This window comes from Sphingomonas sp. CFBP 13728, from assembly GCF_014841895.1.
In the GTDB taxonomy this organism is placed as follows: Bacteria; Pseudomonadota; Alphaproteobacteria; order Sphingomonadales; family Sphingomonadaceae; genus Sphingomonas.
The window spans coordinates 780,761-793,654 of sequence record NZ_JACYUS010000002.1 but is presented as its reverse complement, the minus strand read 5'-3'; the positions used below and the strand labels follow the sequence as shown (position 1 = coordinate 793,654).

Genomic DNA, 12,894 nt, shown 5'->3' with positions numbered 1-12,894 from the left:
GGGTCGTTTATAAGCCCCTTCAGAACGGGGGACATAGTTGCAGACGGAAATTCTCTGGGTCGCGCCCACGCTATCGCTCGTGCTGAGCTATCTGCTCGGCTCGATCCCGTTCGGCGTCATCCTTACGCGGCTCGGCGGCGCAGGTGATCTGCGCACGATCGGCTCGGGTAACATCGGTGCGACCAACGTCCTGCGCACCGGGCGGAAAGGTCTCGCCGCTGCCACGCTGCTGCTCGACATGGCCAAGGGCGCGGTCGCCGTGCTGCTGGTCGTACACCTGTTCCCCGGCAACGCGCTGCTCGCGGCTGCCGGCGCGTTCATCGGCCATTGCTACCCCGTCTGGCTCAAGTTCAAGGGCGGCAAGGGCGTCGCAACCCTCATGGGCATTGTCGTCGCGCTCCATTGGCCGCTCGGACTAGTCTACGCGGTCGTCTGGCTAGGCCTGCTCGCAGGTCTGCGGATTTCCTCGGTCGCCGGCATGGCCGCCGCGCTCAGCGCGCCGTTTGCAGCCGCGCTGTTCGGCCGGTTCGACCTCGTCCTGCTGCTTCTCGCGCTAGCGCTGATCGTCCTGTGGAAGCACCGCGAGAACATCGAACGCCTGTTCTCGGGCACCGAGCCGCGCATTGGCTCCAACCGGCAAAAGAGTGGCTGACCCGACGGTCTCAAGACTTCGGCTCATCCGCACGACCGGGATCGGACCGGTCACCTATCGCCAGCTCATCGCCCGCTTCGGCAGCGCCGACGCCGCGATCGACGCACTCCCCATGTTCGCCCAACGCGGCGGCGGACGCGTGCCGAAAATCGCAGACGCCGCCCTCGCCGAACGCGAAATGGCCGCCACCGCAAGGCTCGGCGCACGCTACCTCTTCCTCGACGACCCCGACTATCCCCGCCTTCTCGCCGAGATCGAGACCGCGCCCCCCGCCCTGATCTTCTGCGGCGACGTCACCCACGCCACCCGCCCCTGCATCGCCATGGTAGGCGCGCGCAATGCCTCCGCCGCCGCCTGCCGCTTCGCCCGCCAGCTCGCGCTGCAACTCGCCGAGGAAGGCACGACGATCGTCTCCGGCCTCGCCCGAGGGATCGACACCGCCGCGCACATCGGCGCGCTCGGCGGCGGTTCCAACGGCGCGACGATCGGCGTCATCGCCAGCGGCATCGACATCGCCTACCCGCCCGACAACACCGCGTTGCAAGAGCGCATCGCCACCGAGGGCCTCCTCCTTGCCGAACAGCCCCCCGGCACCGAACCCAAGGCGCGCAACTTCCCCTCGCGCAATCGCATCATCGCCGGCCTCGCGATCGGCACGGTGGTGGTCGAGGCCGTCCCCAAATCCGGCTCGCTCATCACCGCGCGCCTTGCCAACGAGTCCGGCCGCGAAGTCATGGCCGTCCCCGGCAGCCCGCTCGATCCCCGCGCGCAAGGCTGCAACCTGCTGATCAAGCATACTACAGTTTACGTACGTAAATCTTTCAACGATCTCAGTTGGTTAGTGAATGTCCGATTTTGGTGGAGAGCGGACATTCGCGGGATCCGATGATCGGGGTCCGCTATAATTAGAAGCGGACCCGTGTCGGACAAATCAGGCAGGAAAATGAATTCCGCACAATTTGTTGCCGTCGGGGTCACGAAAATAGGCCAGCTCGATGGTGCCCATGGAGGCAGTTTCGCGCGGTCCGGGCGGAGCTTCGATCGATGTCCCGCCAGCGGCAACGGCGGTATCGTGAAGCTGCTTCACCTGTTCGGGCGAGTCGCAGGAAAAGGCGACGGTGCTGCCGTTGGCGACGCTTGCCGGTTCGTCGTTGATCGGCTGGCTGACGATAAAGTTAGTTCCGTCGCCGTTATTGTAGATCAGACGTGTATGGCCGCTGTCGGCGATATTTCGCGTCCCTTCCCCTGCACCCAAGGTGCCGAGCACCGTGTCGTAGAAGCGCTTGGACCGTTCAATGTCATTGGATCCGACCATGGTGTGAAAAAGCACAGGCACTCTCCTGAAGGCTGATCGACTTCCGATCGCTATTAGCAGTCTCACCTAGCCGGCGGGTAACCTGCAGTCACCCCGGCCCGTGGAATGTCCGCAATTGGGCGTTAGCGGACGTTCAGTGGTAAGCAGCGACCCGAGTTTTTTGCGCTCCATCGCCGATCATACATGCGACAGTTTACACACCCGGAAAGTCGCAGTTTTGGGCGGTTTTTAGCCCCGCAGCTTTCTCTGAAGCCGCTTGAAATAGTTGTCGGTTCCCCACTTGGGAATGCTTGGCGGAAGCGGCGTGGGAGCGAGCCGACTTGGTCGAGCACCACATTTCGTACAGCGCAGATATCGGGGCAGGTTTTCGATTGCGACGTTTGCCCGCTTTAGGAATGCCCAGCGGGCAAACAAATCGCGATGCACGACTCCCTTGTGACCACATGAGCCGCAGATGCATCCCACGTTCGCGTTGTGGTGGCTAAAATCGTTCAGCGATCGGAAGCGCGCGTTGCCCATAACCTTTGGTACAAAACAGGAACATGATTCGGCAAGCGGATCCCGGCCCCGTTAGAAATCCGTCAGGTATTCGATGTAGATGCGATTCATGCTGAGGGTGATCGTCGTGGCGGATGCCGCGTTACCGACCCACGCAACGGGATACCAAAGACCCGCCGTAACGGTGGCGCTGTTCGCGTAATCGTAGCCGCCTTGGGACAGGCCGCCGAACATCTGCGTCGAACCCGGATTGCAGTTGAACGTAAACGTGACGTTCTCACCTCCCAGATCGCCCGGTACGGTGATGCCCGTTTTGGTCACGGAGCCAGTACCGCGCGACATCCATTTCGCCGTCGTGTCCGTGCTATCGCAGCCAACGCCAAAGATATTGGTCAAGCTGCTGGGCTCGACGTTTCCCGGCGCTGTCGTGCTCATCGTCATTCCAACGAACCACCGCTTGCCCGACGCCCAGTTTTTCACGCTCATGCGAACGATCACCGTAAAGCCGCCCGTGTTTGCCGTGCTGCTCGCAACGACCGGATTAGTGACGTTGAAGGTTGCCAGCGTTCCAGCCGTCGCGGACGAAACGTAATTGAGCGTGGGCTCCGCGAGCCATCGACTGTTACTGATATTTTGTGCGGTCGCGGTGCCGGTCGTGGCACTGTTCATCGCCTTGCTAAAAGCGGTCGTACCTGTCTGCGGAAGCCATTCACGGGTGCTGGTGTAACCCGTGTGATAACCCAGTGCGCGCCACGGGGCCAAAGCGTAGGAGTCGGTGACTTGGAGGACGCTATGCTGGCCAGGATTAGCGCCGCGCAATCTGGTGCCGCCACCAACGTCCATGATGCCGGTTGCAGGATCAAACGATAGGTAGCTAGCACCCAGCTTTCCGGCCGAATTAAGCTGGATTTGATTGGTGCTGCCTGCCGCTGTGACGGCGCCAGCCGTTCCCGCCGGGCCGGTCGCACCCGTCTCGCCCGTTGGACCAGTCGCGCCAGTGTCGCCTTTGACACCTTGGATTCCCTGAATGCCCTGCGCGCCGGTATCACCCTTCGCTCCTGTTGCTCCATTCGTGCCGTTGGTACCGGCTGCGCCCGTGTCGCCTTTGGGTCCGGTTGCGCCTGTCGCGCCGGTATCACCTTTGACGCCCTGAATACCTTGGATACCTTGCGGACCCATCGCGCCAGTATCGCCCTTGTCTCCCTTCGCACCAGTTCCCCCGGTCGTAGACGTTCCCGGCGTGTTGCTGATGACCGCGCCATAATCGTTCGTCACCGAGGCAGTTTGCGCCGTCGAGGAGTTCGTTACCGTAAGCTGATAGGACGGGCTCAAACGTCGGGTGAATACCTCAGTGACGAGGTTGTTCACGGGCTGATAGGTAGCGAGGCTGGAAAGGTTTACGGCCACTGGCAAGCCGGGGATATTCGCTTCGATAACCATCGAACTGCTGCCAATGGAGCCGCCTGCAACACCCAGCAGATCAATGTCGTACATCCACGCATTAGCAGCGATGTAGTGAGTTGCCTGATCGAGTGTCAGCGATCCCATCTTGGACGTATCGAGTACGCCGGGGCTGCTCTCTGGCAAAACCGTGAGAGCCCACAAAGCCAGAGGTGCGGCACGGTTCTTGTTCCGCTGTCGGATAAGCTCAAAGCGCTCCTGCGCGCTGAACTTGTTCGTGACGCCGTTGCGGTCGTATGCAAAATTCTCAACTAGGTAGTTGTCGCCAGCGCGAAGCGGACTGGGCAAGTCACCGGGATTATACTGAACGAAACGCTTGTACCGGGCATCGTCGGACGACCAAGGCAACTGCGCTTTGGTGTCAACGACAGCCTCTTCAAAGACCCAACTGTTGGCCGTCACTGGTAGCTGTTTGCCGTGAACGTAGTTGACGATATCAATCTGCTGACTGCGGGTAACAGCGAAATCAAATCCGTACTCATCTAGGAAAATGCCATCGACACCGATCGTTACCCAGCGGTCGATTGCGGTTTTGCGCTGCGCATCGGTGTTGCTTGGCCCCATGCGGACATAGCCATAAACCTTCGTACCGCGCGCCCTGAGTGCAGTGATAATCTGAACCGTGGAAGCGTACACTTCTTGGTCTGGATTCTCGTAACCAGCGCCGCAAACATAAACCTGATACTTCGACATTGCGTCGATAACCGCGTTCGCTTCCCAGATGCCCTTAAAGCCGATGGGGTAGCCGTAATAGAACAGCACCGATGGCTTCCGTAGCGGTTGAGCAGCGGCGGTCTTCAAGTTGTCGAAGCGAACACTCTTCATCGTCGCGGAGTTTGCGTCCAGCAACACGATTTGATCCGCGCTCGCAGGTTCGGCCTTTAGCGGTGCATTGCGGACTGCCTGTTCGGCTTCACCTTGCTTGGCAAATGTCTGATACGTCGATGCGCCGGTTCCAACCGCATAACGGTTCTCGTCCGTGATAAAGTAGGGCTCACCCATATAAAGCGCGTTCGCTGTAGCTTGCGCATTGAGGTTTGCCTGCGTCGTTCGAATAAAGCGAATAGTGGAGTTGCGACCCATTTAGAATGTGCCTCCATCCAGCATCACGCCGTTGATCGAGCCACCGGTAATTGCGACGGCAGATGCGTTCTGCGTTGCCATCGAGCCAAGGCCGAGATTGCCGCGCGCTGCGCTGGCATCCGTGAGGTCGGAGAGATTGCTGGCCTTTGCCAGCTTACCGTCAACCGTCGTGGTCAATGCAGCTAGGCCGCTGGCATCGTTCTGCATCAGCGCCTGCAATTCCGACAATGTGTCGTAAGCTGCGCTTGCGCCGCCAATCAGGTTGCTGATTGCCGTTCCAACGAATGCCGTTGTCGCCAACTGGGTGTTGTTCGTTGCCGATGTTGCCGTAGGAGCCGTAGGCGTACCCGTGAAAACAGGGCTGGCGATGTTCGCCTTGGGGCTGACTGCCGTGGTTACAAAGGCCGTGGTGGCAAGCTGCGTGGTGTTCGTGCCGGCGGATGCTGTTGGCGCTGCGGGCGTTCCCGTAAACGTGGGCGATGCCTTATCGGCCTTGAGCGCGAGGTTTGCGACCGTGGCGACGATCGACGTATCGGCTGCAATCGTGCTGCCCGTGATCGTGATGCCGTTGCCAGCCGTGTAATTGGTGCCGGTCTGTGGAGCTGGACCCCAAACGGCGTTGCCGCTTCCATCGACCGTGAGAACCTGCCCCGACGTGCCGTTGAGGGGGAGGCGTTGCCTTACGTCGAAGTCGTCTTTTCCAAACGTCCTGATGCTGGTTGCGTTGCCCGCGCCATCATCGCCATAGCCGCCGTACAGGTAGCCATCGACCATGTTCCAGGCGAGTTCGCCGACCTTCAATGCACTGGGGGAACCTGCGACGCCGGTAACGCGGCGCTTAATCTGTAGAACTGTTGCCATTAGAAGTTACCTCCATCGAGGGCTGGTGGAATGAGGGCTGCGCCCGAGGGGCCGGTTTCACCGCGATCACCTTGCGGGCCGCGCGGACCACTGCTGACGAGACGAACTGTTTGACGCGGTGCTGTCTGCACGGTCAGTCGGGGTGTGGACGTTCCGCGTAGTTGGATCGTCTGTTTGACTGTTTGAAACTGCATTACAGCGCGAACCCGATGGCACTGATTTTGCCACGCAAGAGAACCGTGCTGTCCTGATCTTCGATTTGCAGAAGCATGTAGTCGCGCGTGGCGCTTTTCAGACTCTGCGCATGGGCCTCTGTGAAGTGTAGCAACCGGCCTTTGGGATTGCTGGGGTTCAGTGTGGGGATGAGCGTAAAGCCCTTTTCCACCACAAAGCGGATATCCGCTCGGCTGATGTCGATCTCAACTCCGGCGTCATCGAACCTCTCAAAAGGGAGGTATTCGTCTGCGGCGCGGTCGAGTGTGATGGTGCCTGATGCGTCGATACTCATGTGTCTATTTAAGCTCTGGCACTCGTGGCAAAGGGCGGATTCCTAGTCCGCCCTCCTTTCAACCATACTGTTGTTCGATTAAGTCCATGAGCCGTTGCCCAAGTAGGTTTGCAAACGGACAGTGAGGGTCCTGTTTTAGCAATGCGAACATCGTGTCGCGTAGTGTTGCCATTTCCTCGTAGGGCGAGATATTAACGCTGCGGGGCATTGAGTGGAACTCCTAGCTTGGCAATCGCTTCGTCAACTGCGTTCTTGAGTGCGCTGGGGTCCTGCTTTATCTGCGCCACGTTCGCTTCCACACGGTTCAGCTTGTCGAGAATCTGGCTTAGAAGCGCTTCGATGTTATCGTTGGCCATTGGAGATTTCCTCTCTCTTAATTGATGGTTGGATTGCTTGGCGCGACGAGTGCGCGAATGTCCGCCGATGATTTTCGGGTTTGTCCAAAGCGTGTTGTGGGAAGCGTGAACACGTCTTCAGGTGTCATGCCGCGCATAAGTCGCTGGCGAACCGTAAACGACCGCATTCCGGCATCACGCGCGGCTTCTACGATCGTCCACAAACTACCTTTGTAGGGAACAAGCGCGCTGCGTCGTGGTCCGCGTGCTGTTGGCGCAGTGTAGCCAACTCCCCAGCCTAGGTCCTGACACTCTGCACGAAAGTTGCGGCGATTGTTCTGCTGCGTCTTTCGATCGGTCCAGCGGACGTTACCGGGTTCGTAGTGTCCGTCATTGTCGATGCGATCGAGACTATGGAGCGGACTTGGTCGCTGTCCAACATGCTCAAGGAATAGGTAAAAGCCGACCTTGCTGCGCCATGCTTCACATACCTGAATGCCACGCGCGCCGTAGTTAGGAAATGCTGAATGATCTGGATTGTGACAACGGTGGATGGCGTTTGTGAGCGCCTGATACTCCACAAAGAATGTCTTCCGGAAATTAAACTTCTTGCTCCTGCCCATGTTTGGGTCTCCTTTTGCTTTCACAAAAGTATTTATTCAATGGTATGTTGACTAATGTGCGCGCTTAACTCCCAAAGTCAGAAAGTCGCGTTTTAGATAGATACTGGATGAAAACATCATCCACTGGACGTGCCCTCATCCGTAAAGCCGAGGGCGACAAACTTACTCCATACAAGTGCCCTGCGGGTATATGGACTGTTGGAGTTGGACACACAGGACCGGACGTTAAACCGGGAGTGTCGATCACACAGGCACAGAGCGATGCTCTGCTAGTTGCCGATCTGACTAAGTTCGAAGCTGCTGTTGGTCGGAACGTCAAAGTTCCGCTGACACAGAACCAGTTCGATGCCTTGGTGTCGCTGACTTACAACATCGGAGAGGGCAATCTAAAGTCCAGTACGCTGTTGAAGCTGCTGAACGGCGGACACTATGACGAAGCAGCCGCGCAGTTTGCCAAATGGGACAAGGCGCGTGTTGCCGGAGTTCTAAAAGCCCTTCCGGGTCTGACCACTCGTCGCGCAGCCGAAGCGGCGATGTTCCGCAAAGCATGAGCGGCTATCGTAATCCGTACGAAAAGCGCTGCGCTCGCGATCTAGGCGACGGATGGGAATATGAGGCCGTCCGTCTGCCCTACGTGATCGAGCATTATTATGTGCCCGACTTTATCGACCGGGCGAATAAGCGGATCGTGGAAGCAAAGGGCCGGTTCCCCGCCTCGGATCGGAAGAAGATGCTGGCCGTAAAAGCCGCGCATCCCGATTACAGCTACGAAATATGGTTTACGAACCCCGATGCCCCGATCAACAAGGGTTCGAAGACGACGAACCGCGCGTGGGCAGAGAAACACGGCTTCATCGCCAAGTCCGGTCCCCGTAAATAGTCGGCCTTATAGGCATAGACCCGTGTGGTTGTTCGCACGTCGTAGCAAATGACCCCGTTCCGCGCTTTGCGGGGCGGGGTTTTGTGTGTGTGATAGTATGCTCATGCGCGCGAGGGCCGACCGCGCTGCATTTTATTGTGTCGAATTGTGTTGCAATCCGCCGAATCATCGGTATCAGGGCGTCATTGCTTTGAGGGACGGGTTGTCTCCGGTGGTTAGACCGCCGCGCCGAGGTTCGAATCCTCGTCATCGCGCCAACAGATGAGCCCGTTTTGCGGCTGTTGCTCTCCCGGTCGAGGATCGGTGAAAAGCGCAAGTTGGTGCCAATAAAATGCAAAATCCTACCGTAAACATCAGTGGCGTGCCGTATCTTCTGTCGTCCTACCCGCAGGACTATGTCCAGACGGTTGAGCGGTACATCGGGGATGCCGAGTGTGACCTGGAGGTTCATGGCCTCACTCCGGACACCTGCCCGCACAACCTGATTCCGCTCTTTGACGGGGCGCGTCTCTTGAACGGCAAGCTGGTTACCGAGCCTCGGTGGCATCATGTCGGCGTTACTTGCGACCGCATCGACCTAGACGAACACGAGCAGTGGGGCGTTTGGGAGGTCGACGGCTATCCGGGCGACGCACTGGCGATCATGACAGCCTATGCGTGGGCGGATACGTTCACGAAGGGCAACTGGCATGTTCGGTTCACTGACGTAGACGAGTATTCGTCTAACCATCACGTTTGGTTCGGCTTCGAAGACGCCGACGACGAGATTGGCTTTCTCGCCGAAATGACCCGTTTCTTCCGTACGGCGGGGGCGCGAGCATGAAAGGGCGCAAGCCCTACAAAACGTCGACGGCCGCTGGTGATCCACCGGTCCTCGACCTGTTCGAATATGCCGGAGACGCGAAAGCGCGCGCCCGCGAGGCCGAGCTTGAGATTCTCCGCAAGGCAGGAATCCGATCATGAGTGATCAGTGGAAACCCAACCCGCGCAGTCCCGTGCAGAAGGAAGCGAAGGCCCACGGCATGAGGATCACCTACGAGGCTCTGGACATTCCGCCAGAGTCCAAGGCGGTCGCCAAGGCACGGAAGCAATGGCTGGACTCGGCTCACGCGGGCAAGTGGCGCGACGAGAACGGCGGTGGCCAGTGAATGCCCATTTCAGCCCCGACGCCGCAGCCGCCATCGAGTGGGAAGAAGGTCAGGAGGCCGCTGCCCGTGAAGCCGGGTGGCCCCACTGGGACATGGACGTGGCACTGGCGTTTAGCCATCACTGGCACCACCAGCGGAAGGAGCCGAAGTCGTGAACGTCATGCCCGAAGGCTTCGACGCGCTCGATCCGCTCTCGCAAAAGCTTTGGCTCATCACCGATATGGAGATGAACCGGCTCCGCGATGACATGATCACGATGGCGGATATCCTCATCCAGATCACGAACGCCGTCTGCGATCTACAGGAGGCCGGGGCCGCTCCCTGAGCATCTGAACAACGGCGGCTGAACCGGAGCGAACCCGTGTGATCATGAATATCGCATTTGGGGCCGGTTTGGCTGCATTATCCATAAATAGAACGTGAGCAGCAGGGTCCAAAAGCTGTCGCTCATGACAGCGGATACCTGATGCTCTGCCCTTCGCAGGAAGACTCTGACCCGCTTGTGTCCTGGACCCGCACAAGCGGGTCTTTTTGCGAATAGGAGATACGAGATGGCAAAGAACGCCACCCCTTGGCCCAAGATGATCCGGGCCGTTTACGATAGCTTCGAATCTGGCCGACATCAGGGCGACGCGATTGCGCGCCGGGTGATGGATCGCATCGTAAGCTGGCTGGCCGGTGGACTTGAACTGAGTCCCCGACTGCAAGCCAAACTCATCGACAACATCAACATGCGTACATCGTTCTCGGTGGTCGATCCCGGCTGTCCGGTGCGGCTGACGCGTGACCAGATCAATTACGCGCGGAAGACGAACCCCGAGTGGTTCGACCTGAGCCTCGCGGGTGAAGAAGAGCCGGCGGAAACCGAGCGTAAAGGTGCCGATCTTTACGACGCCTTTCCCCCGCAGACGGATGCAATTACGATCCCTTTGCGACAGTTTTACGACTTGATTACGACGCCTTTCCACACCCTTTGCGACAGTTTTCCGACCGAGGCCCTAGTTCTAGCACAACATCTAGTAGCAATAGCCGCAGGAAAGTGCGGTTCTGGCACTACGGATAGTGTCGCGGAAACTTCTAAAGTAATGAAAAGAGAAGTAAACGGAACTAATCATGAGGGCATGACTTTGGCTTCGCCATCGATTTGTCATGACCTGCCAGATATCCGCCATGAAGTCCATGAGGACTGCGCCATTCCGCCAATGATTGAGGGGGAAGGTCATGGAGAGAAAACCGCCGCACGGCCACCCTGCGTGACCGTGTGGGTAAAGCCCGACGCAACCGGCACGCTACAAGCCAGCGGCTACCTCGACCGCGACGGCTCCAAGTACGCGATGAAGTTCTCGGGCTTCGACAACACGCTTGAGCGCATCGGCCAGCAGGACCCCGCGTTTTACGGATACATGGCGAGTCAGATTGCACCCGTGGTTCTGCCCGAGGAGCGCACCGGCACCGGCATCGCCGCTCGGGCGACGACTAGCGCGCTGTTCGGGACCAAGGACACCAAGGGCTTCAAGCCTCCCGTCCGCCACGACACGGCGATGCTGCTGACGTGGGACGGCAACGTGCCAACGCAGGCATTTCTAATTGAGGGTGAAACCACCCGACCGATCGACCTCAAGCAAGAGGGCGCAGACCGATTCAAAGGAGTTTTGATCTAATGTACGAATATCAACACAATGACCGCCACGCCCGCACCGTCTATGGTGTCCGCGAGGTTCTGCTGATGCGCGCCGCGCTGGCAAAGTGCAGCAATACGCATCCGGCGTTCGTCTCGATCCGCAATCAATTCGAGACGTCGGAGACGGTCAATATCTCGGCCAAGCAAACCGAAGTTCTCGACCGAACGCTCCGGTTCGCAAACATGCCGGGTGTCGATGACACATGCGCGGGCAATCCGTTCCACGCCCAGACATCGTATCGCGGCACCAAGCAGAACGCGATGCGCGCCGTTATCATGCAACTGGACGTTGGCACCTACGGCGACTGGCGACATAGCGCCGATCCGCTCGACCTCACCAATCCGGCGATGAAGGTCTTGGAAGTGTCGTGCAGCGACGGACCGTACTACCTCGCGTTCGCGCACCCGGCCGACTTAAACACGGCAGAGATTGCCCTCGATAGCGCGAGGTTGATGATGTGACGCCCGAGCAAGAGGCCGAGATAATCGCTGATCACATGGACTTTGAACGCCGCTGCGCGTGGCGCAAGCTTTCACGATCACAACACGTACACCGTCATCCGATTCTCGTTTTCGCGCCTTTCAGCAAGTTCTCAGATGCGATCCGATGGCTACAGGCCGAGTTGCCCAGGTGTTACGTCGACTGGTCGGGCGAAAAGTCGAGGGGCGCTCAGTTCCGGCTGACATACGGAAACTACGATGAGCCGGTCCCGTATTATTTCAGCAAGGCTTCCGATGCGATGCGGTTCAAGCTCACGTTCGGCGGCAGCTGAAACAAACCTACCCGAAAGCACGAAGCCCGCCCTCAAACCGAGGAGCGGGCTTTGCTATGTCAGACGCTCTAGGAACGCCTCTGGGGGATTTTGCTGCGCTGATGCACGGAAGGGCGGAAACGCGCTGTACGGGGCTCTACGGGCGCTTACGACATGCCCTTGGCGATGGTGTGCAGACTGTCGTTCACGTCCTTGAAGCCGGATTTAATCTCGCCCCGGATCTCTTTCAGGTCGCTCTTAATCTCGGAAACGTCGTTTTCCAGCCCGTCGTGCTTCTGCTCGATCTTGCCCATCTGAACCGCTGCCGAGTTGATCGCGGCGGTATTCGTCTCACCGATACGTTGAAGCGACAGCATCGCTTGGATGCGGTTGTTTTTCTCATGCTCGATCGCGGCGACAATCTCGGCGCGAGGCATGAAGCCGTTGGTCTTCTGTTCGAGCCGATCAACTCGGGTATCGAACGCGGTCGAGACCTTGCTCATCTGCGTCATAATACGGTCGGTGCCGTCAGACGCTTCCTTGGCAGTCTCGCGACGGCGCTTGTCCATGTTGAGCCACAGCATCCACCCGCCGAACAAAACGGACACAGAGCCCGCGATGTTGCCGAGCGTGATCTGCTCAAATCCGTTGGTCGATTGGCCAACCGGTACGACGTGTTGAACGACAGTGCCTGCCTGCTGCACGGTCTCTGCCAAAATATACATTAGGCTCACGGCGCGGCCTCCACAGGAACGGGGTCAGAGGGGCCATTGGCCACCTGAACGGGCTGCGGCTGGTCGGGCATTGTCGTGCGCGGCTTGAACGTGCCTAGGACGCCGATAAGGCCGGTCATCGCGGCGCTGATGAAGCCGAGTGCGGCGACAATCTGTGCCAGGTGGGTTTCGGCCTTCACTGCAACGCAGACGAGCGCGGCGCTCAGGCAGAGAATGACGATCGCACTCAGGGTTGCCAGATAGGCGGTGAGGGTCTGACGCTCACTCACTTTGACTTGGTCAACTTCTTGAGTACGACCGCTGTTAGAATCTGCGATGCGAGGTCGCGCACCAATTCCGATTTGATGAGCTTTTTAAGTTCGG

At 58.8% G+C, this 12,894-nt stretch carries 18 protein-coding genes and 1 pseudogene; 11 read left to right on the top strand and 8 right to left on the bottom strand.

Annotation, left to right across the window (positions count from 1 at the left end; translation table 11 throughout):
• Positions 1-37: 37 nt before the first annotated feature.
• Both plsY and dprA read left to right on the top strand, forming a co-directional pair.
• Positions 38-652: a glycerol-3-phosphate 1-O-acyltransferase PlsY gene (gene plsY / locus IFT67_RS12690; RefSeq protein WP_192238593.1), complete on the top strand. Its 615-nt coding sequence runs from the start codon at positions 38-40 to the stop codon at positions 650-652.
• Positions 645-1,472, top strand: a pseudogene (gene dprA / locus IFT67_RS12685) (DNA-processing protein DprA); the annotation flags it as partial. The gene plsY and the pseudogene dprA, both read left to right, overlap by 8 nt.
• Before the next feature lie 111 nt (positions 1,473-1,583).
• Here dprA and IFT67_RS12680 read toward each other — a convergent pair.
• From IFT67_RS12680 to IFT67_RS12655, 6 genes are all read right to left on the bottom strand, one after another.
• Positions 1,584-1,982, bottom strand: a complete 399-nt coding sequence (locus IFT67_RS12680) for a VOC family protein (protein WP_056019274.1) — start codon at positions 1,980-1,982, stop codon at positions 1,584-1,586.
• 555 nt (positions 1,983-2,537) lie between these two features.
• Entirely contained in the window at positions 2,538-5,009 is a 2,472-nt protein-coding gene (locus tag IFT67_RS20865; RefSeq protein ID WP_274602686.1) for an autotransporter outer membrane beta-barrel domain-containing protein, read from the bottom strand.
• Positions 5,010-5,810, bottom strand: coding sequence for a hypothetical protein (locus tag IFT67_RS12670; RefSeq protein WP_197983034.1), 801 nt, complete (start codon positions 5,808-5,810; stop codon positions 5,010-5,012).
• Between the two features lie 253 nt (positions 5,811-6,063).
• The gene (locus tag IFT67_RS12665) at positions 6,064-6,378 is read right to left on the bottom strand and encodes a hypothetical protein (protein ID WP_192238590.1); all 315 of its coding nucleotides are present in this window, start codon (positions 6,376-6,378) and stop codon (positions 6,064-6,066) included.
• A 191-nt stretch (positions 6,379-6,569) separates the two neighbouring features.
• Positions 6,570-6,734 (bottom strand): hypothetical protein, encoded by a 165-nt coding sequence (locus IFT67_RS12660; RefSeq protein WP_192238589.1) that lies wholly within the window; start codon positions 6,732-6,734, stop codon positions 6,570-6,572.
• Positions 6,735-6,751: 17 nt separating this feature from the next.
• Entirely contained in the window at positions 6,752-7,336 is a 585-nt protein-coding gene (locus tag IFT67_RS12655) for a hypothetical protein (RefSeq protein WP_192238588.1), read from the bottom strand.
• Between the two features lie 107 nt (positions 7,337-7,443).
• On the opposite strand from IFT67_RS12655, the gene IFT67_RS12650 reads away from it, so the two are divergent.
• The 9 genes from IFT67_RS12650 to IFT67_RS12610 all read left to right on the top strand — a co-directional run bounded on the left by IFT67_RS12650 (position 7,444) and on the right by IFT67_RS12610 (position 11,818).
• Positions 7,444-7,887, top strand: a complete 444-nt coding sequence (locus IFT67_RS12650) for a lysozyme (protein ID WP_192238587.1) — start codon at positions 7,444-7,446, stop codon at positions 7,885-7,887.
• Complete coding sequence (locus IFT67_RS12645) at positions 7,884-8,216, top strand: PDDEXK family nuclease (RefSeq protein WP_192238586.1); 333 nt, start codon at positions 7,884-7,886, stop codon at positions 8,214-8,216. The genes IFT67_RS12650 and IFT67_RS12645 overlap by 4 nt, the downstream gene beginning before the upstream one ends.
• A 361-nt stretch (positions 8,217-8,577) precedes the next feature.
• Positions 8,578-9,039, top strand: a complete 462-nt coding sequence (locus IFT67_RS12640) for a hypothetical protein (protein WP_192238585.1) — start codon at positions 8,578-8,580, stop codon at positions 9,037-9,039.
• Positions 9,036-9,179 carry a hypothetical protein gene (locus IFT67_RS12635; RefSeq protein WP_192238584.1) on the top strand — a complete coding sequence of 48 codons (144 nt, stop codon included), beginning with the start codon at positions 9,036-9,038 and terminating at the stop codon, positions 9,177-9,179. The genes IFT67_RS12640 and IFT67_RS12635 overlap by 4 nt, the downstream gene beginning before the upstream one ends.
• Positions 9,176-9,364, top strand: coding sequence for a hypothetical protein (locus IFT67_RS12630; protein ID WP_192238583.1), 189 nt, complete (start codon positions 9,176-9,178; stop codon positions 9,362-9,364). Before IFT67_RS12635 ends, IFT67_RS12630 begins: the two co-directional genes overlap by 4 nt.
• A gap of 151 nt (positions 9,365-9,515) precedes the next feature.
• Positions 9,516-9,689: a hypothetical protein gene (locus IFT67_RS12625; RefSeq protein WP_192238582.1), complete on the top strand. Its 174-nt coding sequence runs from the start codon at positions 9,516-9,518 to the stop codon at positions 9,687-9,689.
• Positions 9,690-9,915: 226 nt separating this feature from the next.
• Entirely contained in the window at positions 9,916-11,025 is a 1,110-nt protein-coding gene (locus IFT67_RS12620; RefSeq protein ID WP_192238581.1) for a hypothetical protein, read from the top strand.
• A 65-nt stretch (positions 11,026-11,090) separates the two neighbouring features.
• Positions 11,091-11,507 carry a hypothetical protein gene (locus tag IFT67_RS12615; RefSeq protein WP_192238580.1) on the top strand — a complete coding sequence of 139 codons (417 nt, stop codon included), beginning with the start codon at positions 11,091-11,093 and terminating at the stop codon, positions 11,505-11,507.
• Entirely contained in the window at positions 11,504-11,818 is a 315-nt protein-coding gene (locus IFT67_RS12610; protein WP_192238579.1) for a hypothetical protein, read from the top strand. Before IFT67_RS12615 ends, IFT67_RS12610 begins: the two co-directional genes overlap by 4 nt.
• Before the next feature lie 146 nt (positions 11,819-11,964).
• Here the strand turns inward: IFT67_RS12610 and IFT67_RS12605 are convergent, their stop codons facing one another.
• Both IFT67_RS12605 and IFT67_RS12600 read right to left on the bottom strand, forming a co-directional pair.
• Complete coding sequence (locus IFT67_RS12605; RefSeq protein ID WP_192238578.1) at positions 11,965-12,531, bottom strand: hypothetical protein; 567 nt, start codon at positions 12,529-12,531, stop codon at positions 11,965-11,967.
• Positions 12,528-12,800 (bottom strand): hypothetical protein, encoded by a 273-nt coding sequence (locus IFT67_RS12600; protein WP_192238577.1) that lies wholly within the window; start codon positions 12,798-12,800, stop codon positions 12,528-12,530. The genes IFT67_RS12605 and IFT67_RS12600 overlap by 4 nt, the downstream gene beginning before the upstream one ends.
• Positions 12,801-12,894 lie beyond the last annotated feature (94 nt).

What these genes read in the sequence shown, in the direction of transcription:
- IFT67_RS12650 (WP_192238587.1), top strand. Translation starts at nt 7,444, where the DNA reads ATGAAAACATCATCCACTGGACGTGCCCTCATCCGTAAAGCCGAGGGC.
- IFT67_RS12655 (WP_192238588.1), bottom strand. Translation starts at nt 7,336, where the DNA reads ATGGGCAGGAGCAAGAAGTTTAATTTCCGGAAGACATTCTTTGTGGAG.
- IFT67_RS20865 (WP_274602686.1), bottom strand. Translation starts at nt 5,009, where the DNA reads ATGGGTCGCAACTCCACTATTCGCTTTATTCGAACGACGCAGGCAAAC.
- IFT67_RS12635 (WP_192238584.1), top strand. Translation starts at nt 9,036, where the DNA reads ATGAAAGGGCGCAAGCCCTACAAAACGTCGACGGCCGCTGGTGATCCA.
- IFT67_RS12630 (WP_192238583.1), top strand. Translation starts at nt 9,176, where the DNA reads ATGAGTGATCAGTGGAAACCCAACCCGCGCAGTCCCGTGCAGAAGGAA.
- IFT67_RS12665 (WP_192238590.1), bottom strand. Translation starts at nt 6,378, where the DNA reads ATGAGTATCGACGCATCAGGCACCATCACACTCGACCGCGCCGCAGAC.
- IFT67_RS12645 (WP_192238586.1), top strand. Translation starts at nt 7,884, where the DNA reads ATGAGCGGCTATCGTAATCCGTACGAAAAGCGCTGCGCTCGCGATCTA.
- IFT67_RS12660 (WP_192238589.1), bottom strand. Translation starts at nt 6,734, where the DNA reads ATGGCCAACGATAACATCGAAGCGCTTCTAAGCCAGATTCTCGACAAG.
- IFT67_RS12620 (WP_192238581.1), top strand. Translation starts at nt 9,916, where the DNA reads ATGGCAAAGAACGCCACCCCTTGGCCCAAGATGATCCGGGCCGTTTAC.
- IFT67_RS12615 (WP_192238580.1), top strand. Translation starts at nt 11,091, where the DNA reads ATGCGCGCCGCGCTGGCAAAGTGCAGCAATACGCATCCGGCGTTCGTC.